Origin of the sequence: Kutzneria chonburiensis (genome assembly GCF_028622115.1) — a bacterium.
In the GTDB taxonomy this organism is placed as follows: Bacteria; Actinomycetota; Actinomycetes; order Mycobacteriales; family Pseudonocardiaceae; genus Kutzneria; species Kutzneria chonburiensis.
Window position 1 is genome coordinate 2,378,161 of sequence record NZ_CP097263.1, and the last position, 19,490, is coordinate 2,397,650.

General features: G+C 69.2%; 16 protein-coding genes and 1 pseudogene. 6 read left to right on the forward strand and 11 right to left on the reverse strand.

What is annotated here, in order from left to right:
* Positions 1–56 precede the first annotated feature (56 nt).
* Positions 57–2,288 (forward strand): ATP-binding protein, encoded by a 2,232-nt coding sequence (locus M3Q35_RS11055; RefSeq protein WP_273941584.1) that lies wholly within the window; start codon positions 57–59, stop codon positions 2,286–2,288.
* Positions 2,289–2,503: 215 nt separating this feature from the next.
* Here the strand turns inward: M3Q35_RS11055 and kal are convergent, their stop codons facing one another.
* Genes kal through kdd form a run of 5 tightly spaced genes read right to left on the reverse strand, consistent with a single transcriptional unit; the run spans position 2,504 to position 7,844 of the window.
* On the reverse strand, positions 2,504–2,884 hold the full coding sequence (gene kal, locus M3Q35_RS11065) for a 3-aminobutyryl-CoA ammonia lyase (RefSeq protein WP_273941585.1): 381 nt from the start codon (positions 2,882–2,884) through the stop codon (positions 2,504–2,506).
* Complete coding sequence (gene kamE / locus M3Q35_RS11070; protein WP_273941586.1) at positions 2,881–3,651, reverse strand: lysine 5,6-aminomutase subunit beta; 771 nt, start codon at positions 3,649–3,651, stop codon at positions 2,881–2,883. The genes kal and kamE overlap by 4 nt, the downstream gene beginning before the upstream one ends.
* A complete protein-coding gene (gene kamD, locus M3Q35_RS11075) occupies positions 3,644–5,215 on the reverse strand; it encodes a lysine 5,6-aminomutase subunit alpha (RefSeq protein WP_273941587.1) in 1,572 nt (523 codons plus the stop codon). Before kamD ends, kamE begins: the two co-directional genes overlap by 8 nt.
* Positions 5,212–6,798: an amidohydrolase gene (locus tag M3Q35_RS11080; RefSeq protein WP_379794112.1), complete on the reverse strand. Its 1,587-nt coding sequence runs from the start codon at positions 6,796–6,798 to the stop codon at positions 5,212–5,214. The genes kamD and M3Q35_RS11080 overlap by 4 nt, the downstream gene beginning before the upstream one ends.
* Positions 6,799–6,803: 5 nt before the next feature.
* The gene (gene kdd / locus M3Q35_RS11085; RefSeq protein ID WP_273941589.1) at positions 6,804–7,844 is read right to left on the reverse strand and encodes an L-erythro-3,5-diaminohexanoate dehydrogenase; all 1,041 of its coding nucleotides are present in this window, start codon (positions 7,842–7,844) and stop codon (positions 6,804–6,806) included.
* A gap of 103 nt (positions 7,845–7,947) precedes the next feature.
* On the opposite strand from kdd, the gene M3Q35_RS11090 reads away from it, so the two are divergent.
* Positions 7,948–9,354 carry a KamA family radical SAM protein gene (locus M3Q35_RS11090; protein ID WP_273941590.1) on the forward strand — a complete coding sequence of 469 codons (1,407 nt, stop codon included), beginning with the start codon at positions 7,948–7,950 and terminating at the stop codon, positions 9,352–9,354.
* A 50-nt stretch (positions 9,355–9,404) separates the two neighbouring features.
* On the opposite strand, the gene M3Q35_RS11095 is transcribed toward M3Q35_RS11090, so the two are convergent.
* Positions 9,405–10,526, reverse strand: a complete 1,122-nt coding sequence (locus tag M3Q35_RS11095; RefSeq protein WP_273941591.1) for a M48 family metalloprotease — start codon at positions 10,524–10,526, stop codon at positions 9,405–9,407.
* Between the two features lie 242 nt (positions 10,527–10,768).
* Between M3Q35_RS11095 and M3Q35_RS11100 the strand changes: the two genes are divergently transcribed.
* From M3Q35_RS11100 to M3Q35_RS11110, 3 genes are read left to right on the forward strand one after another with little or no spacing between them, the layout of a single operon-like run.
* Positions 10,769–11,719, forward strand: a complete 951-nt coding sequence (locus M3Q35_RS11100; RefSeq protein WP_273941592.1) for a helix-turn-helix transcriptional regulator — start codon at positions 10,769–10,771, stop codon at positions 11,717–11,719.
* A 25-nt stretch (positions 11,720–11,744) separates the two neighbouring features.
* Positions 11,745–12,785: a GDSL-type esterase/lipase family protein gene (locus M3Q35_RS11105; RefSeq protein WP_273941593.1), complete on the forward strand. Its 1,041-nt coding sequence runs from the start codon at positions 11,745–11,747 to the stop codon at positions 12,783–12,785.
* A gap of 44 nt (positions 12,786–12,829) precedes the next feature.
* Entirely contained in the window at positions 12,830–13,498 is a 669-nt protein-coding gene (locus M3Q35_RS11110; protein WP_273941594.1) for an ArsR/SmtB family transcription factor, read from the forward strand.
* A gap of 295 nt (positions 13,499–13,793) precedes the next feature.
* Here the strand turns inward: M3Q35_RS11110 and M3Q35_RS11115 are convergent, their stop codons facing one another.
* Complete coding sequence (locus M3Q35_RS11115; RefSeq protein ID WP_273941595.1) at positions 13,794–14,603, reverse strand: hypothetical protein; 810 nt, start codon at positions 14,601–14,603, stop codon at positions 13,794–13,796.
* 185 nt (positions 14,604–14,788) lie between these two features.
* Positions 14,789–15,694, reverse strand: coding sequence for an MBL fold metallo-hydrolase (locus tag M3Q35_RS11120; RefSeq protein ID WP_273941596.1), 906 nt, complete (start codon positions 15,692–15,694; stop codon positions 14,789–14,791).
* A 157-nt stretch (positions 15,695–15,851) separates the two neighbouring features.
* On the opposite strand from M3Q35_RS11120, the pseudogene M3Q35_RS11125 reads away from it, so the two are divergent.
* A pseudogene (locus M3Q35_RS11125) lies at positions 15,852–16,390 on the forward strand (TetR/AcrR family transcriptional regulator).
* 16 nt (positions 16,391–16,406) lie between these two features.
* Here M3Q35_RS11125 and M3Q35_RS11130 read toward each other — a convergent pair.
* From M3Q35_RS11130 to M3Q35_RS11140, 3 genes are all read right to left on the reverse strand, one after another.
* Entirely contained in the window at positions 16,407–17,711 is a 1,305-nt protein-coding gene (locus M3Q35_RS11130; protein ID WP_273941597.1) for a ricin-type beta-trefoil lectin domain protein, read from the reverse strand.
* 177 nt (positions 17,712–17,888) lie between these two features.
* The gene (locus tag M3Q35_RS11135; RefSeq protein ID WP_273941599.1) at positions 17,889–18,341 is read right to left on the reverse strand and encodes an Lrp/AsnC family transcriptional regulator; all 453 of its coding nucleotides are present in this window, start codon (positions 18,339–18,341) and stop codon (positions 17,889–17,891) included.
* Positions 18,338–19,483, reverse strand: coding sequence for a M24 family metallopeptidase (locus tag M3Q35_RS11140; protein WP_273941600.1), 1,146 nt, complete (start codon positions 19,481–19,483; stop codon positions 18,338–18,340). Before M3Q35_RS11140 ends, M3Q35_RS11135 begins: the two co-directional genes overlap by 4 nt.
* Positions 19,484–19,490: the final 7 nt, after the last annotated feature.

A 19,490-nucleotide genomic window follows, 5' to 3' on the forward strand; every position in this document is an offset into this window, starting at 1 on the left:
GCTTTGCCTCGCGCCCGATTGACGTGATAGGTCACGGTCCGACAGGAGGGCAGTACATGAGTGACTCGGTGGTGCGGCGGTTCCGCCAGCGGGCCCGGCTCACCCAGGAGGAACTGGCCGCGCGCTCGGGCGTGTCGGTGCGCACGATCCGTGGCCTTGAGACCGGGGACCGGCCGAATCCGCAGCTCACGTCGCTGCGGCAGCTGGCCGACGCGATGGACCTGACGCCGGCCGACCGGGACGAGCTGATGACCGAGGTGCTGGGCGTCGCCACGGTGCCCACTGCGTCCCCGGGTCCCCGGCAGCTGCCGGGCGCGCCGACCGGCTTCACGGGCCGCGAGGCCGAGCTGGCCGTGCTGGCACAGGCCATCGACGCCGAGCAGTCGCCGACCATCGTGATCAGCGCGATCGCCGGCGCGGGCGGCATCGGCAAGACCACGCTGGCGCTGCACTGGGCCCACACCCACGTCGACCGGTTTCCTGACGGGCAGCTGTTCGTCGATCTGCGGGGTTTCGGCCCGGACAGCGACCCGCTGGATCCGCTGACCGCGGTGCGGGGTTTTCTTGACGCCCTCGGCGTGGATCCGGCGCAGGTCACCGGCGGCCTGGCCGAGCACACCGCCCTCTACCGCAGTCTGATCACCGGCAAGCGGCTGCTGATCGTGCTGGACAACGCCGCCTCGGCCGAGCAGGTCTCGCCGCTGCTGCCCGGCGGCCGCACCTGCACCGTGATCGTGACCAGCCGTCGGGCGCTGTCCTCGTTGATCACCCGGCACGGTGCCAGGCACATGTCGTTGGCCGTGCTGGCTCAGGACGAGGCCGAGGCGCTGCTGGCGTGGCGGCTCGGCGACGCGCGGGTGGCGGCCGAGCCCGAAGCGGTGGCCGACCTGATCCGCTTGTGTGGGCGGTATCCGCTGGCGTTGGCGATCATGGCCGCCCGCGCGCAGACACATCCGGACTTCCCTCTCGCCGAGTTCGCCGACGAGCTGCGTGAACTCGGTCTGGACGCGCTCGACGACGAGGAGCCCACCGCCAGCCTGCCCGCCGTGCTGTCCTGGTCCCTGGACAACCTGTCCGAGCAGGACCGCACGGTGTTCGGGCTGCTCGGCACGGCCCCCGGCCCCGACATCAGCGCGCCGGCGGCGGCAAGCCTCACCGGTCTGTCGCCGGCGCAGGTCACGAAAGCCTTGCGCACCTTGGAAGAAGCGTCCCTGATCGGCCGGCAGGCGCACGGTCGGTACGGGATGCACGACATGGTTCGCCGCTACGCCGTCGCCACCGCCGACCAGCTGCCCGAGGACATGCGGACGGCGGCGGTGCGGCGGGTGATCGACTTCTACCTGCACACCGGCTACGACGCCGACCGCATCCTCAACCCGCACCGCGCACCACAGAAGCTCGACGCACCCGAGCCCGACTGCCAGCCGCTGCCGCTACCGGCTTACGACGCAGCGTTGGCCTGGTTCGACGCCGAGCACCAATGCCTGCTGGCCGCCCAACACACCGCCGTCGACCACGGCTGGCACCGGGCCGCGTGGCAGGTGGCGTGGACGTTGACCACGTTCCAGATCCGCCGCGGGCTGCGCCACGACCAGGCCGCGGTCTGGCAGATCGGGCTGGCCGCCGACGAGCATCTCGACGATCCCACCGCGCTCATGCTGGCCCACCGGTTCCTCGGCTTCGCCTACGGCGACCTCGGTCGGCACGACGACGCCGTGCGGCATCTCAACGAGTCCGCCGCGCTGGCCGAGCAGCACGGCGACACCAGCAACCACGCCCGCACCGAGTCGATGCTGGCCCGCGCGTGGGGTCTGTCCGGCGATTACCGGCATGCCCTGGAGCACGCCAACCGCGCGTTGGAGCTGTATCGGACGCTGGAGGACGTGCCGGGGACGGCGCACGCGCTCAACGACGCCGGCTGGTGCGCCGCCCAGCTGGGCCGCTACGACGAGGCCCGCGCCAACTGCCGCGCCGCGCTCGAGGTGTACGAGCGGCACAACGATCCCGACGCGCAGGCCGGCACGCTGGACAGCCTGGGCTACATCGACCACCGCACCGGCGATCACCAGCAGGCAATCGAGCACTACCAGCGTTCCCTGGCGCTGCGCCGCGGGCTCGGCGACAACAGCCAGATCGCCAACTGCCTCGACGGTCTCGGCAACCCGTATGCCGCGCTCGGCCGTCGCGACGAGGCGCGCGCCGTGTGGCAGGAGGCGCTGGTCCTGTTCCAGGCACAGCAACGCCACGACGACGCCGCCCGCATCGAACGCCAACTCGACGCCCTCTAGGCGGAGCGCCCCCTCCCGGTGGATGCAGGGAAGCAGGTGGAGTAGGCCGGCTTCGGTGGTGCGGAAGCCGCAGGCGTCGAGGTAGAAGTGCCGCAGGTGGGGCTCGAAGTCCACGTGCAGCCACTGGCAACCCGCATCGCGAGCGCCAGTGGCCGCCGCGGCGACGAGCTCGGCCCCGATCCCACGGCCCCGGAGCTCGTCGACACCGCGTCAGATCAAGGCACCACGACGGTGCCGGTGGCCGTGGTGGCGATGATCGGCTCGGTCAGCACCTCGGCCGCCGACGCACCTTTGTCCGGGGTGGCCCGGCACACGACCCGCAGCTCGAACGCCACGCCGCGAGAGCGGGTGCCGATACGGGTCAGGGTGGCGGTGGCCTCGACCATGTCACCGGCCTTCAACGGCGCCACGAACTTCACGTTGTCGTAGCCGGCGAACAGGCCCTCGTCGCCGTCGGTGCGAATGCACAACTCCGTGGCCACATCGCCGAACATGCCCAGCCCGTACGCCCCGTCGACGAGATTGCCGCCGTAGTGGGCGTGCGAGTACGGGACATAACGGCGATGGGTCACGGAGAAGCCCTCGACCAAGCTCACGCGGCGACGCCTTTCTGGGAAATGGTGTGCACGAGATAGGAGGCGACCTCGCCGGGGGTCGTGCCGCGGCCGAAGACCCGGTCGACACCGAGCTCGCCGGCCATCAGCGGATCGAACCGCGGCCCGCCGGCCACCAGCGTCGGCCGCGTCGAGCCCATGGCCTCACGAAACGCCGCCGACATCTCCTGGGTGTTGAGGATGTGCGCGTCCCGCTGCGTCACGACCTGCGACACCAGCACGGCGTCGGCCTTCTCCGCCCGGGCCCGCTTCACCAGCTCCGGCACGGAGACCTGCGCGCCGAGGTTGATCACCCGCAGCTCGCGGTAGTACTCAAGGCCCTTCTCGCCGGCGAAGCCCTTGATGTTCAGGATCGCGTCGATGCCCACGGTGTGCGCGTCCGTGCCGATGCAGGCCCCGACGACCACAAGCTTGCGGCCCAGCTCGTTCTTCACCGTCGAATTCACCTCGTACGGCGACAGCAGCGGATACTCCCGCTCCACCACCTTCACCTCGTCGAGGTCGACGAGATGGCTCACCGAGCCGTAGACCACGACGAAGGTGAAGTCGGCGCCGATGGCGTGCGAGTGCACGACCATCGCCGGGTCCATGCCCATCTTGTTGGCCAGCTGCTGCGCCGCCCCCTCCGCCCGAGGCCCGTGCGGCACGGGAAGCGTGAACGACATCTGCACCATGCCGTCGCCGGTGGTGTCGCCGTAGGGCCGCACATAACGCTTCTTCTCACCGCTCACAGGCTGCTTCTCACTCATGGCCCGCCTCCAACAGCTCGCTGGCCGGGTTCACGTACCCGTCGGCCTTGGCCACCACGCCGTCCGCGCCCTTGCCACCGTCGGCCGGCCGCTTCATCAACCCGAACGTGCCCTCGGCGATCGCCCGCAGCAGACCCTCGTCGACGATCCGCTCCAACAGGTCCACGGCCTCGCCCAGCACCTGCTCGGCCCGCTTGACGATGAACCCGTCCGGCGACGGCCGGAAGTCCTCGGCCAGGTTGCCGGCCGCGCCCAGCACGTACTTCACGTTGGCCAGTGCCAGATCCCGGTCGGACAGGAACGGCGTCACCACGGCCTCGGTCATCATGCCGACGAGCAGGATCGACTGTCCGGTGAGGACACCGGCCAGGTTGAAGAACCCGTCCAGCAGGTAGCCGTTGAACACGTCGCCGGTCATGTGCTTGGTCGGCGGCATCCACTTCAGCGGCGCGTCCGGGAACAGCTCCCGCGCCAGCAGGGCGTGGGCGAGTTCGAGACGGAACGAGTCCGGCACCTTCGGGTTGATCTCGAACGCGTGCCCCAGGCCCAACAGCTCGTCCGGCAGCCCGGCCTCGTGCGCGAAACGCTCGTTGAGCAGCTGCGACACCGTCACGGTGTGCGCGGCCTCGACGGCGTCGGCGGTGGTGAGGTAGTTGTCCTCGCCGGTGTTGATGATGATGCCGGCACGGGCGTGCACCTGCCGCGAGAACCGCTGGTCCACGAACGTGCGGATCGGGTTGATGTCGCGGAACAGGATCCCGTACATCGAGTCGTTCAACATCATGTCGAGCCGCTCGAGACCGGCCAGCACCGCGATCTCCGGCATGCACAGGCCCGACGCGTAGTTGGTCAGCCGCACATACCGGCCGACCTCCTTGGACACCTCGTCCAACGCCGCCCGCATGATCCGGAAGTTCTCCTGCGTGGCATACGTGCCGGCAAACCCGTGGTGCGTAGCGCCTTCCGGCACATAGTCCAGAAGGGACTGACCGGTCGAGCGGATCACCGCGATGATGTCGGCGCCGGCGCGGGCGGCGTTGCACGCCTGCACCACGTCCTCGTCGATGTCCCCGGTCGCCACGATCAGGTAGATCCACGGCCGCTGCGCCGGATCCCCCAGCTTCGCCACCAGCTTGTCGCGCTGCCCCCGGTTGCGGTCGACCGTGCGCAGGCCCTTGGCCACCGCGGTCTTCGCCGCCTTCGCCGCGTGCGTGGCGTCCTTCCCGGTCGGCACCGTGAACTGGATCTGCCCGGCCGCGGTGGCCTCGGCCAGCTCGGTCAACGAGCCCAGATCATGCCGGCGCAGCGCGTGAAACGCCGGCAGCACCACACCGTGCTCCAGCCCGCACTGCTCCCGCACGGTGTCCACCACCCGGTTCACCCACGGCACGTCCCCCGCCCGATGCGTGGTGTCCGCGCCGGTGATCCCGGCCAGCCGCAGCGTGGCCCGCTCCACCGCCACCGTCGTGTGCGCCCGCGCCAGCTCGATCACCGGCTCCGCCGCGCGCGCCGCCAGCGCCCGCGCCCGCCCGGTGACCTCCGGGTCCAGATCCAGCAACGTCACCCAAGCGCCCCTTCCCGTTCGTAGATCACCTGACCGCACAACACCGTGCGCAGGCATTCCGGCAGCGCCGCCCCCGGCTCCAGCACCGGCAGCGCCGGCACCCGCGACCGGGGATCGGTCGACCAGCGCTGCACGCGCGAGTCCGACGCCCCCACCACCAGCTCGTCCGCACGCCACACCGCGTACGTCGCCGGCGCGCCCGGCACCAACGTGCCCGTCACGCCGTCATCCACCCCAGCCGCCCGCCAACCCCCGCGCGTGTGCGCCGTGAACGCCGCGCGCGGGGACACACCGAAACCGTCGGTGCGGTGGTGCACCGCCGCCCGGACCGTCTCCCACGGCGCGACCGGCGTCACCGGCGCGTCCGAACCCAACGCGAGCAGCGCCCCAGACGCCGCGAGCTGCGAAAACGGGTTCAACCGCGTGCCACGCTCGGCCCCGAGACGCTGCACATACATGCCGTCCGGGCCACCCCACGTGGCGTCGAACTGCGGCTGCACCGACGCGACGACACCCCATGACGCCAGGCGCGCGGCCTGCTCGGCGGTGACCATCTCCACGTGCTCCAGCCGATGCCGACACGACGCCAACTCCGGCGCCCCGACCTGCTTCTCCGCCAACTCGAACCCGGCGATCACCTCGGCCACCGCGGCATCACCGATGACGTGGAAACCGGCCTGCATACCGGCTGCGGTGCACGCCAGGACGTGCTCGGCGATCGCGGCGGCGTCCAGGTAGAGCGCACCGGAGTTCCCGGGGTCATCGACGTAGGGGGAGCACAGCGCAGCGGTCCGGGAGCCGAGCGCGCCGTCTACGAACAGATCACCGGCGGCACCATGAGCACCCAGCGACTTGGCCGTGTCAACGCCGTTCAGCTCACCCCAATAGCCGACCACCTGAGGACCTGTGCCCAGCTTGAGCAGCTCGGACAGGTCCTCGGCGCTGGAAATATCCGGGCCCGCGCATTCGTGCACGCTCGCCACGCCGCGTGAAGCCGCCAGCTGAAGGAAAGCTTCCTGAGCCTGGCGACGCTGCGCCGGGGTGACAGCGTCCTTGGCCGCGCGGCGCACCTCGTGATGCGCCTCCCGCGACAACGGACCCGACTCCGACCAGCCATCGCAGTCCCGCGCCTTGGGGGCCAGGGCGATCAACGCGGTCGACGCCAGCGCGGAATGCACGTCGATCCGGGACAGATAGACCGGACGGCCCTGCGCGGCCTCGTCCAACTCGGCCCGGGAAGGCGCACGGCCCTCGGCAAAGCGGGTCTCGTCCCAACCGTGACCCCACACCGCCGCGCCCGGCGCACCACGCACCGCCGACAACACGTCAGCGACCGAACAAGCCCCGGTCAGATCCACCCCGGTCAGCAACAACCCCGCCGACGTCGCATGGACGTGCGCATCCACGAACGCCGGCGCCACGAACGCCCCGTCCAGATGCACGACCTCGGCGTCCCCGTACAACGCGATACCGGGCGTGTCCTGACCCACCCACACGACCTGCCCGTCGGCCACCGCCATCGCGGTCGCGTCCGGGGAGGCCGAGGAGTAGATCCGGCCACCGACAAGCAGGGTTGCAGTCACAGTGCTCACGCCTGCGCAGTCTGCCGTTCACGGCCCTCGAACAGCGACCGCACCCCCGGTGTCCGACGCACGACGTCCAGCGCGAATTCCGCATGTCCGGGCACGTAGCCGTTGCCGATCAGCATCTCCACGTCGGCCGCGACACCCTCGGCGCCCAGCGCGGCCGCCGAGAACGACGTCGCCATCGAGAAGAAGATCACAGTCCCGCCCGGCGCCGTGGCCAGGATCGCCCCGTGCTCGCACCCCGACACGTCCACACACACCACGGTCACCTCGACCGGCTCACCCACGGCCTCCGCCACCGCGACCGGGTTCCGAGCGTCGGCCACCACGACCTCGTCGGCCAGGTTCGTCTCCCGCACCGCGGCGGCCTCGGCCTCGGTCGGCACGAGCGCCACGAGCCGTGTCGCACCGGCGGCCCGAGCCGCGGCCAGCGACAGCGAACCCGACTTGCCGCCGCCACCAAGGACACAGACCGACTTCGCGGCCTTCGACCGCACGACACGGTCGGTCAACGCCGGCGCGCCACAGACATCCAACACCGACAACGCCAAACCATCAGGCATGTCATCCGGCAACACCGCGGCGATCGACCGTCCGAACAGGACCGCCGTCCCCTCACACGGCACCTGCTCCCCAAGACCATCCCAACGCCGAAGGCCATCGGTGATCCGCAACGGGGTCAACGTCAGCGAAACGAGCGTGGCGACACGGTCGCCGACCTTCAGACCCAACGGCGAATCCGGACCCACCGCGGTAACCGTGCCCAGCAGCATCCCGCCCGAACCCGTCACCGGATTCTGCATCTTCCCGCGCCTGCCGACGATCTCCAGCACGGCCTGGCGCACGGCAGCCCCGGAGCCGTGCGCCTCCCGCAACTGCCGATACGACGCAGCGTCGAGATTCAACCGCTCCACCGCGACCACGACCTCATCCGGCCACGGCGACGGATCCGCGTCCAGCACCTCGGCCTGCTGCGGCAGCACACCCGCCGGCGCCAGCACCCGGTGCAACCCGATCGGCGACCCGGTCACGTCACCCGCCATTCCCGAACTCCTTCGTCACTGGACGCGGCCCCGCCGGAAGATTTACGCTCAGCCGACGTTCCGACAGCATATCTTTACGGAACCCTGAGGGCGAGGAGTAGGGATGACAGCGCTGTACGAGACCCGTGCCGCCGAGGTCACCGCGGCGGCCACCGCCGCCGAACCCCAGCCGTACGAGTACGTCCGGCGCGAACTGGTCGAACCCGACTGGCGACGCTTCCCCGGCTGGCGCGACATCACCGAAGCCCAGTGGCGCGACGCCCAATGGCAGCGCGTGCACTGCGTCAAGAACCTCAAGCAGCTCCGCGCCGTCGTCGGCGACCTGCTCACCGAGCGCTTCTACGACGACCTGGCCGCCGACCAGCAGAACCTCGCCACCATGTCGATGCTGCTGCCGCCCCAGATGCTCAACACCATGGCCGTCGACGCGGCCCTGGAACCGGCCGCCTTCACCGAGGCCTTCTACGCCGACCCGGTCCGCCGCTACATGCTCCCCGTGGCCAGCGACCGCATCACCACCTGGGCCAGCCACCCCCACAGCTCCCGCGACTCACTGCACGAAGCCGAGATGTGGGTCGTCGAAGGCCTCACCCACCGCTACCCCACCAAGGTCCTGGCCGAAATGGTCTCGACCTGCCCCCAGTACTGCGGCCACTGCACCCGCATGGACCTGGTCGGCAACTCCACCCCCCAGATCGACAAGCACAAACTCCTGCTCAAACCGGTCGACCGGCAAGACGCCATGATCGACTACCTCAAGCGCACCCCCGGCGTCCGCGACGTCGTCGTCTCCGGCGGCGACGTGGCCAACATGCCCTGGCCCCAGCTCGAGTCCTTCCTCATGCGCCTGCTGGACATCCCCACCGTCCGCGACGTCCGACTCGCCACCAAGGCACTCGCCGGCATGCCCCAGCACTGGATCCAGCCCAAGGTCGTCGAAGGACTCGAGCGCGTCGCCCGCACCGCCCACCGGCGCGGCGTCAACCTCGCCATCCACACCCACGTCAACCACGCCCAGTCGGTCACCCCACTGGTCGCCGAAGCCGCCCGCACCGCCCTCGACGTCGGCGTCCGCGACGTCCGCAACCAGGGCGTGCTCATGCGCGGCGTCAACAACACCGCCGAGAACCTGCTCGACCTGTGCTTCGCCCTGCAAGGCGAAGCCAACATCCTGCCGTACTACTTCTACATGTGCGACATGATCCCCAACGCCGAACACTGGCGACTGGCCGTCTGGGAAGCACAGGAACTCCAGCACGCCATCATGGGCTACCTGCCCGGCTACGCCACCCCACGCATCGTCTGCGACGTCCCCTACGTCGGCAAGCGCTGGGTCCACCAGCTCTCCGAGTACGACCGCGAACTCGGCATCTCCTACTGGACCAAGAACTACCGCACCGGCATCGAACACGACGACGCCGACGCGCTCACCCGCACCTACCCGTACTACGACCCGATCTACACCCTCGGCGACGCCGGCCAGACCTGGTGGAGCAACCAGGAAAGCTGACAGCGAAGCGGGCCGCCGACCTCAGCCGGCGGCCCGCTTTCCTCACGGGATCAGTGCGCGTCCGGCGCGACCAACGTCGGCAGCTCGGCGTCGAACATCGCCCCGAACGTCCGACTCGGCAGGATGTGCCCCTGCGGACGGGCCGAATCGGCCACCCCGTACGCCCACTCACCGGTGCGCTGACGCTGCGCCGGCGTGCCATGGTGGCTCAGCGACGAGAACCCGCAGTCACCCACGTTGTAGTACACGCCCAGGAACTCGTTCACCCGCTTGGTCTGCATGGCCTCGCCCCGCGCATGCGACAAGAAGTACGCGCTGAACGCATCGGCCATCAACTCGGCCCGACGACTGTCCTCCGGCGTCGTCGCGTCACTGATCAGATCATCGGCGAACTGCACCTGGTGACCGAACTCGTGAGCCAGGATCGCCTGCGGCGCAACATCACCGAGACCGATCGCCGCATACCCGGCCAGCACACCATCACCCATCACAACCCGGCGACCACCGAACTCCTCGGCTGACGTCGCGTACGAGTTGAACGTGAACAACGGGAAGTCGCCGCCGTTGAACCGCGGCACCGACCGCACCAACTGCCCGACGAAATCGGCCAGACTCGCAGAATTCGCCGCCGACTGCCCGTACACCACCTCGAACACCCGCGTCATCCGCGCCTTGTCCACCAACACCGAACCATGCATCGGCAGCAGCTTGATGCCGTTCGAGTCGATGTCCCAGAACTTCCCCAGATCCCGGAACGTGTGCGTCACCGGAATGGTGAACTCGCCGGACGGCCCATACACCGTCGGCACCTGCGCATCGTTCACCCGCGCATCCCACGTCACCAGGTCCAACTGCAACAGAATCAAGGCCGCGGTGAGTTGCTGAACGGTGAAACCCTGCAACGTCCCACGCAGCCAATCCTGCAACGGAGTCGACGCCGGGCACGTGTAGCTCCCCGGGTTGATGGCATCACGGACGGCCTGCACGGCGTCCGAACTGGACCCAGACCGGGCATCCACATCCGGAACCAACGCCCGGATCCCATCGATAGCGGACTGGACATCGGCCGAACCACCGGCAACGACCGGCGTGGCCGCCTGCGCGGCCGGCAAAGCCGACAGCCCCGCGGTCAGCGCGACACCGAGCGCGACCAGGGCAAAGGCTCTTCTCATGAGGGCACTCCAGCGATCGAGAGCAAGCGACGTGCGGCCCAGTGTGCGACGCCCACCAGCCCACCGACCGCGCCCGACCATGACGGAATCCGGCATGGCAGAAACCTGACGCACCACCAGCCCCTCACCACGAGCACGCTCACCCCATGCAGCCGACATCACCCGTGAACGCGCGACCACAGACCGCGACCACGACATTTGACCAGCTCACAGCCGGTGTACACCGTGGTAGAACAGCACTCGTGGACTCGCTACAGGCACTGGGAGTCTCGGTCGACGCCGAGGCGATCTACCTCGACCTCATCGAACACGGCGAATCCACCACCACCGAACTCGCCCAACGCCGCGGCCACACCGAAACCGAACTCCAACCCTGGCTCGACGAACTCACGGCCATCGCCCTCGTCGACCACCGCGAGGACAAAGTCGGACCACGCCCACCCCAACTCGCCCTCGAGGCCTACGCCCAACGCCACGCCCGCCAAGCCGAACTCGCCCGCCAAAGCGCCACCAAACTCACCGAACTCTGGTCCGCCGGCGCCGGCCAACGCCGCTACCTCGAAATCCTCCCCGGCTTCGACGCCGCCAGAACCGTACTCAACTCCGCCTTCGGCGACGCCGGCGAACGCGTCCGCGCCATGACCATCGGCAACCAGGCCACCGCCCGACACCGCATCGTCGACGGCCTCTTCGAAGCCCTCGAACGCGGCATCGACCTCCACGTCATCTACGGCGCCCACGTACTCGAAGACCCCGAATCACTCCACAAGATCCAGCACTGCGTCGACGCCGGCGAACAAGCCCGCGTCTTCCCCCACATCCCCCTCAACGTCACCATCGTCGACGACCGCTGGGCCCTGGTCTCCGCCCGCAGCGAAGTCCAACTCGGCAGCCGACACACCGTCGCCGCCGTCGTCGTCCACCAATCCCCCTTCCTCGAAGGCCTCGTCGGCGTGTTCGACGCCTTCTGGCGCATGGCCGTGCCACTGTCCGGCGACAGCGACGGACCGACCTCCGAGACCAGACGACTCCTGACCTACCTCAGCGCCGGCCTCACCGACGAATCCATCGCCCGCGAACTCGGCGTCAGCGAACGCACCATCGCCCGCCGCATCAGCCGACTCCAGGACACCCTCGGCGCCAAGACCCGCTTCCAACTCGGCGTCCAAGCCGCCCGACAAGGCTGGCTCTGAACCCGTGACCTAGAATCACCCGGCGATGCGGAACTTCCTCCGCCGGGCCACGACCATCCTCATCGTCATCCCGGTGCTCGCCCTGCTCCTGCTGGCCGCCGACCACCGCATCGTGCCGCCACCGGCCCCACCGGACAACGCCCCACACGCTGTCGTCGCCCTCGGCGACTCCACCATGTCCGGCGAAGGCGGCGGCACCTACACGCCCGACACTGATGGTGCGCGCAACGACTGGTGTCACCGGTCGCCGCAGGCCATGGTCCAGCACATCAAACTCGACGGCGTCACCAAGAACTTCAACTTCGCCTGCTCCGGCGCCGACGCCCAAGCCATCCGGCTCGACGGACCCCACCCCGGCGAACCCAGCCAGGCCGCCCAGCTCGCCGCCATCGCCAGCACCTACCGCATCGACGCCGTCGTCATCGCCGTCGGCGCCAACGACGACCCCCAGTTCGGCACCCTGCTCACCAACTGCGTCGACGCCCTGTTCACCAGCGCCAAACCCGGCTGCGGCAAACAGATCGACCCCACCTGGCAGCGCCGCGTCGACGCCATGGTCCCCAAGATCGTCGCCGCCCTGCGCGACGTCCGCCGCGTCATGATCGAACACGGCTACCCGGACAGCGCCTACCAACTCGCGCTCCAGTCCTACGCCGCCCCCGTCGCCCCCGACATCCTGCGCAACCTCCAGAACGTCAGCGGCTGCCCCCTGCGCACCGACGACCTGCGCTGGGTCCAGGACCGCGGCGTCCCCGTGCTCAACGACGGCATCCGCCGAGCAGCCGAGCAAGGCGGCGCCCGCTTCCTCGACCTGTCCCGCGCCGGCATCGGCCACGAGGCCTGCACCGGCGGGCAGGAGTGGTTCACCCGCCTGTCCGTCAACCTCGCCGACTTCCAGGACAAGAACCGCTACCCCCACGCCCTCCAGGAGTCCTTCCACCCCAACGCCGCCGGCTACACCGCCTTCGCCCGCTGCATGAGCCAGTTCCTCACGCTCACCGTGCGCCAGGCCGCCTGCGTCGCCGACGGCCGCGGTTCACTGCAACTCGCCCTGCCCAACACGTGACAGTTCGGCCTTCGCCGAACACCCGGTTGTCTAGCTTGGACGGCATGCGCGCCCATCCGTTGGCCGAAGTCGCCGCCGTACTCGCCGACCCGACCCGCGCCGCCATGTGCATGGCCCTCATCGACGGCCGGGCCTGGACCGTCGGCGAACTCGGCAAGATGGCCGGCGTCACCCCGCCCTCCGCCACCGAGCAGGTCACCAGGCTGGCCGACGCCGGCTTCGTCGAGACCGTCCGCCAGGGCCGGCACCGCTACGTGCGACTCGCCGACACCCGGGTCGCCGAACTCATCGAGCAGCTCAACGAACTCGCCACGGATCCTCTGCCCCGACCCGTCGGCCTGCGCGCCTCTCGACGCGCCGAGCGGCTCGCCTTCGCCCGTACCTGCTACGACCACATCGCCGGGCACCTCGGCGTCGCCCTGCGCACCGGCATGCTCACCGCCGGCCTGATCGACACCCGCAGCGGCCTCGCCCTCACGTCCCGCGGCCACGACGTCCTGGACTCCCTCAAGATCAAGCTCCCCGGCGGACGGCGGCCCCTGCTCAAGGAGTGCCTCGACTGGACCGAACGCCGCGAGCACCTCGGCGGCTCACTCCCCGCAGCGTTGCTCCAGCACGCCGTCGACAACGCGTGGGTGGAACGCGGACCCGATCGCAGCATCAAGCTCCTGGACCCCCATGCCTTCGCCGTCCTCGGCGTCGAGGAGCTGTAGGCGTTTTGCTCTACCTGAGTGGCTCATTTGGCTCCTGAAGCCAAATGAGCCACTCAGAGGCTGTTCCTGAACCCTACGATTTGAGTCCTAAAAGGACATTGAGCGGACGTTGGCCCTCGGTGATGATCACGCTTCCAGGCCGCCAGCGCTGCGGCCGGTGCCCCGAGGCCAGGCGCCCGTGAACGCACGAAAGCGCCCCTTCGCACCCGGGACAACTCAGGTGCGCGCCGCGGACATCTGCCCGAGGTCGCCGAGGCGGCCCCCGCTGAATGTTTACGGTTGCCGGAGAAATGACTTACCGCGTAGTGGTGGGTTTGCCGCCCGTGATTCGGGTGAGTTGGCGGCGGAGCGCCTGCCAGGGTCGCGTGTCCGACAGAGGACGCCGGAGGGTCGCGGTGATCGTGATGGAGACGCCGTCCACGCGCGTGGTCACCTGAGCGTTGCGATACACCTCGTAGTGGATCGGAGTTCCCAGAAATTCAGCCCAGCGGGTGAGCTCGACCCGCGCCTCGTGACGCGAGTAGGTGTGGATATCCATATCCACATTGAGTTGCGGCTCGCGGTTTTTAGGAGGGTCAATCCGCCAGCAGACGGGCGGCAGGTCTGCGGACAGCAGGCCGATCAGCACGGTCACCGCTTGGAGCTGGGCGGTGACGACCGGATCCCGCAAACGAGCCCGACGGGCCTGACGGGCTTGGTGGGACTTCAACTTCGGCACAGTCGTGTGCTTGGCGGTGCCTTCAGGTGCCGAACCTTTAAACGACACCTGCACGCCGCGGTAGACCCCTTCGATGCGGTAATTCTCTTCGTCGGATCTAAAGAATTCTACAGGAGAGCAATTTGCTTCGCTGCCAGTGCTGCCGGTGCTGATCCAGCGCCCAGGCGCGGGAGGTGTGACCTTCAGCTGCATCCCCAAACGCTCGGCGCAATGCGTCAACTTGAGGTAGCCCTCGCTGTCGCGGAAGCCGAGGCCCGGAGAACCATAAACGCAGCGGGGCACGTCTGTGGCAATAAACCACTCCATTGCGGGAATCCCAGTCCTGATGATCTCGATCAGCACCTTGGCCGCACGCGACTGCTCGTCCAGGATTCCCGCTCTGTCCATGATGAGGAGTGTCACCGAGGCGGACTCACAGAACAAGACTGCTCTGGTAGGTCGGCTGCCACGATCATGGGACCGGCTTTGAGCTCAGGTAGCTCCGATTCCCTGGCGGTAGTGGCTTGTGGTTGCTTTGTGCTCGTCACAGCACTGTTTTTAGTCGTCACTGAAGCTATAGTGATATTATCCATCTATACTACACGGGGGTTGGCTCGAACGAACTCCGCCGGCACGGGTTCCCACTTCGTCGCGCCGGCCTCGTCCCGCACCAGCCGGCCGAAGGCCTGGTCGCCGAAGTGGATGCCGAAGCCGAGCGTGCCGGGCCGGGTCAGCTCCCCCACCAGCCGCGCCCGAGCCCTGAGGACGCCGTCGGTGTCGGTGTCCGGCATCGAGCCCCAGTCCGGGTGGTCGATCTGCGCCGGCACGTGGAAAGCGTCGCCGAACACGACGATCCGCTCCTCCCCCGCGGACACGATGTACGAGGTGTGCCCCGGCGTATGCCCCGACATCACGATCGCCCGCACGCCCGGCCAGACCTCATCGCCCTCACGGATGAGCTCGTGGTTGCCCCGCATCGGCTCCACGGTCATCGACGTGATCACCCCGGGCACCTCAATGCCATGCTCGTGCGGCGCCCACTCCTCCGCCGCCACCAGATAACGCGCGTCAGGAAAGAACTTCCGACCGTCCACAAAGGCCCAACCCACGTGATCAAGGTGCAGGTGCGTGTAGGCCACGGTGTCGATGTCCCCCGGTGCCACGCCCAGCTCGGCCAGCACGTCGGGCATCGACCCGCAGTCGGCCGCCCCGAGGACCTGATCCCCCACCGAGATCGGCCCCCGGTACGACCCGAAACCGGCGTCGATGAGCAGCTTGCGGTCGCCCCGCTCCACCAGCAGCCCGCCGGCGGACATCGCAATGTGCCCCTGCGCATCCACCGCCTCCGGGTGCTCACGCCAGTACTCCCCCGGCACCGCCGGGAAGAACCCGCTCGCGCTCATCGCCATCGCCCCGTCGATGACGTACGTGAGCCGCACGTCCCCCAGCTCCAGCCGCCGCACCGCCGACTGCTCGTTCAACAACCCCAGTTCAGCCATGGATCTTGTTCTACCGACGGCCTCTGCACTCGAGGCCGTTTTTCGTCTGACTGAACGGATCTTGCGTTTAGTGTCACCCGTTGAGGCAGCCTGCCTTCAGTCGTCACTGAAGTCATAGGGCCACCATACATACGAACTGGTAGGTACAATTTCGGCCATGTCCACCCGCGACCGGCTGGTCGAGAGCACCCGGGAGCTGCTGCGCGAGCGGGGCTACACGGGCACCAGCCCGAAGGCCATCCAGCAGCGCGCGGACGCCGGTCAAGGCAGCATGTACCACCACTTCGCCGGCAAACAGGACCTCGCGCTGGCGGCGATCGACCGCAACGCCGAGGAACTCACGGCGAAGGCCGAGCGAGAGCTCGACTCCCCCGGCACGCCGGTCGAACGCATCGCGACCTGGCTGCGCCGCGAACGTGAAGTGCTCAAGGGCTGCCCGATGGGCGTGCTCGTGCAGGACCCGGAGATCATCGCCAGCCCGGCGCTGCGCGCCCCCATCGCCGGTCACTTCGACTGGATTCGGGGCCGGCTAAGGAAATCCTCGCCGAGGGTGGCCTGGACACCAGACTGGCCGACACGTTTCTCGCTGTGCTGCAAGGCGGTTACGTGCTGGCCCGCGCGGCCGGCGACCCGACGCCGTTCGCCGATGCCGTCGAGGGGGCCATCGCCCTGCTGGAGCGGGCGGCCGCCGAGTGACGGCCGCCCGCGTCGGCTACGGCAGGTGCCAGATCTGGTTGGCCGTGCCGGCGCAGTCCCAGATCTGCACCTGGGTGCCCGGTGTCGTGGAATACGCCGGATCATCCAGGCACTTGTTGGACTGCGGGTTGTAGAGCGTGCCGTTGGACTGCGGTATCCACACCTGCGCGCCGGTGTTGTTGCAGTCGTACAGCTGGACCTTGGTGCCGTTGGCCGTGCCGCCGCCGGTGATGTCCATACACTTCCCGAGCACGTGCAGCGTCGTGCCGGCCTGGACGAACGTCCACTGCTGCGCGGCGGAGCCGTTGCAGGTGTAGATCTGGATGTGGCTGCCGTTGGCCGTGCTGGCAGCGTTGTCGTCGAGGCAGAGGCCCTGGTAGCCGGTGATCGCGCCGCCGCCGGGCGGAGGCGGCGGGTTCCCGCCACCGGTCGTGGTGTACGCGGCGACGTACTGCACGGTCATGGCGCCGCCGGAGGTCGTCGCACCGTTCGGCGACGTGCAGCCGCACACGCCGTTCGGGAACGCGCCGCCCATGGCCAGGTCGAACAGGATCGTCAGGTTGTGGTCGTACGCCTGCTGCCAGGTGCTCGTGCCGACCTGGCCCTCGGTGACGGTGAAGTACGAGGCGCCGTCCAGGTAGAAGGTGATCGACTCGTTCGAGGTGTTGGTCCGGTCCAGGATCATCGTGTACGTGTGGAAGCCGGTCTGGCAGCCGTTGCAGGCGCGCAGCCCGCTGCCGATGCCGTTGCCCTCGTTGCACGGCCCGCCCGGGGACACGCCACAGTGGATGGTGCCGGCGACCTGGGAACGGGCGTTGACGTCCTCCATGATGTCGATCTCGCCGTTCTCCGGCCACTGTCCCTGGCCGAGCATCCAGAACGCCGGCCAGTAGCCGAGTCCGCTGCCCGGGTTGGGCTGCTGGATGGAGGCCGTCACCTCGAGCTTGCCGCCGGCCGGCGCGCCGGCCACGGCCGACGGCGTCTGGATCCGGCCGGACGTCCAGTTGTTGCCGGAGCCCAAGGCGATCAGCTGGAGGTTGCCGTTGCCGTCGAGCCGGACGTTGTTGGTCGAGTTGGTCATCGTCTCGATCTCGCCGGTGCCGAAGTTCGAGCCGGGACCGGTGTTGTACATCCAGTTCGCGGTGTTCACCCCGCTGCCCGCGGGGCCGTTGAAGTCGTCGCTGAACACGGTGGTCCAGCCGGAAGGCGGGGCCGGCACGGCGCCTTGCGCCGTGGTGCCGCCGAACGCGGTGATCAGCACCGTCATCGCGCCGACGGCGAGCAGGCAGGTGGCACGTCTGAATCTGGCAGGCAGGGTCATCGTTGACTCCACTGGGTCGGCGGTCGGTTCGTGGCGGCCGACAGCGCGTTGTCGGCAGGGCAGGACCTGCCGAAACTCATGGAAGCGCTCCCACAACCCGACGGCAATAGCCCGTTCGACGTAGTGGCGCGGAAAAACCGGACATGCGGCACGGAAACCGCGTGACCGTTGCGTGGATCAGACCCCCGGCGGGCGGTCCTCGTACGGCGTGGACAGCACCACCGTGGTGCGGGTGGACACGTTGGCCTGCTCCCGGATCTGGCGCAGCAGGTCCTCCAGCGCCGTCGGACCGGCGACCCGGACCTTCAGCACGTACGAAGCGTCGCCGGCGACCGAGTAGCACGCCTCGACCGCGGACAGGTGCTCGAGCCGGTGCGGGTAGTCGTCCGGGGCGGCCGGGTCGATCGGCGTCAGCGAGATGAACGCGGTCAGCGGCAGGCCGACCTGCTCGCCGTCGACCCGGGCGGCGTAGCCCTTCAGCACGCCGCGCTGCTCCAACCGCCGAACCCGCTGGTGCACGGCGGACACGCTCAGGCCGACCCGCTCGGCGAGGTCGGTGAAGCTGCACCGGCCGTCCTGGGTCAGCTCGCGCAGGATGGCGCGGTCGATCGGTTCCAGCGGCGTGGTCACGACGGCAGCACCGCCAACTCGTGCGGCCGGGTGTTCAGACGCACCGCGCCCTCCTCGCTGACCACGACGATGTCTTCGATGCGGGCTCCCCAGCGGCCCGGCAGGTAGATGCCGGGCTCGATGCTGAACGCCATGCCGACCTCCAGCACGAGGTCGTTGCCACTGACGATGTACGGGTCCTCGTGCACGTCGAGACCGATGCCGTGACCGGTGCGGTGCACGAAGTACTCGCCGAAACCGGCGTCCGCGATGACGTCGCGGGCCGCCGCGTCGACCGCCTCGGCCGTGACGCCAGGGCCGGCGGCGTCGACGGCCGCCTGCTGCGCGGCCTTGAGCACCGCGTACGTGCCCATCACGTCGTCGAAGGCCGGCACACCGACCGAATAGGTGCGCGTGGAGTCGGAGTTGTAGCCCTCCGGCACCGGGCCGCCGATGTCGACCACGACGACGTCGCCCTTCTCGATCACGCGGTCGGAGACGCCGTGGTGCGGGCTGGCGCCGTTGGGGCCGGAGCCGACGATGACGAACTCCGCCAGCTCATGCCCCTCGGCCACGATCGCCGCCGCGATGTCCGCGCCCACCTCGGCCTCGGTTCGACCGGGGCGCAGCCACTCGCCCATCCGCGCGTGCACCCGGTCGATGGCCGCGCCGGCCTTGCGCAGCGCCTCGATCTCGCCGTCGTCCTTCCGCATCCTCAGCTCGCGCAGCACCGGACCGGCTAGGCCCTGCCGCGCGTCCGGCAGCGCGTCACGCAGGCCCAGGGTGTGCAGCGCCGGCATCATGTCGGTCACCGCCATCGACTTCGCCGTGCCCTTGAGCAGGTCGGCCACTAGTCGGTACGGATCCTCGCCGTCAACCCACGTCGCCACGTGCACGCCGAGCTCGTCGGTCGGCACGCCCGCGTAGCCCGGCTGCTCCAGCTTCGGCACCACCAGCGCCGGCTCGGCCGCGCTGCCCGCCGCCGGCAGGACCAGACAGGTCAGCCGCTCGAACGAGGAGCCGCCGGCGCCGAGCAGATAGCGCAGGTCGGAGCCGGGCGACACGAGCAGGGCGTCGACACCGGCCGCGGCGGCCGCCTCGGCGGCCCGGCGGAACCGGTCACGAAGGGACTCGACGGCGATCGGGGCTGCGCTGACGGACATGAGCCAA

Excerpts from the sequence above, each read along its gene's own strand:
- M3Q35_RS11055 (WP_273941584.1), top strand. The coding sequence starts at position 57 with ATGAGTGACTCGGTGGTGCGGCGGTTCCGCCAGCGGGCCCGGCTCACC.
- kamE (WP_273941586.1), bottom strand. The coding sequence starts at position 3,651 with ATGAGTGAGAAGCAGCCTGTGAGCGGTGAGAAGAAGCGTTATGTGCGG.
- kdd (WP_273941589.1), bottom strand. The coding sequence starts at position 7,844 with ATGGCGGGTGACGTGACCGGGTCGCCGATCGGGTTGCACCGGGTGCTG.
- M3Q35_RS11090 (WP_273941590.1), top strand. The coding sequence starts at position 7,948 with ATGACAGCGCTGTACGAGACCCGTGCCGCCGAGGTCACCGCGGCGGCC.
- M3Q35_RS11095 (WP_273941591.1), bottom strand. The coding sequence starts at position 10,526 with ATGAGAAGAGCCTTTGCCCTGGTCGCGCTCGGTGTCGCGCTGACCGCG.
- M3Q35_RS11105 (WP_273941593.1), top strand. The coding sequence starts at position 11,745 with ATGCGGAACTTCCTCCGCCGGGCCACGACCATCCTCATCGTCATCCCG.
- M3Q35_RS11110 (WP_273941594.1), top strand. The coding sequence starts at position 12,830 with ATGCGCGCCCATCCGTTGGCCGAAGTCGCCGCCGTACTCGCCGACCCG.
- M3Q35_RS11115 (WP_273941595.1), bottom strand. The coding sequence starts at position 14,603 with ATGGACAGAGCGGGAATCCTGGACGAGCAGTCGCGTGCGGCCAAGGTG.
- M3Q35_RS11120 (WP_273941596.1), bottom strand. The coding sequence starts at position 15,694 with ATGGCTGAACTGGGGTTGTTGAACGAGCAGTCGGCGGTGCGGCGGCTG.
- M3Q35_RS11130 (WP_273941597.1), bottom strand. The coding sequence starts at position 17,711 with ATGACCCTGCCTGCCAGATTCAGACGTGCCACCTGCCTGCTCGCCGTC.
- M3Q35_RS11140 (WP_273941600.1), bottom strand. The coding sequence starts at position 19,483 with ATGTCCGTCAGCGCAGCCCCGATCGCCGTCGAGTCCCTTCGTGACCGG.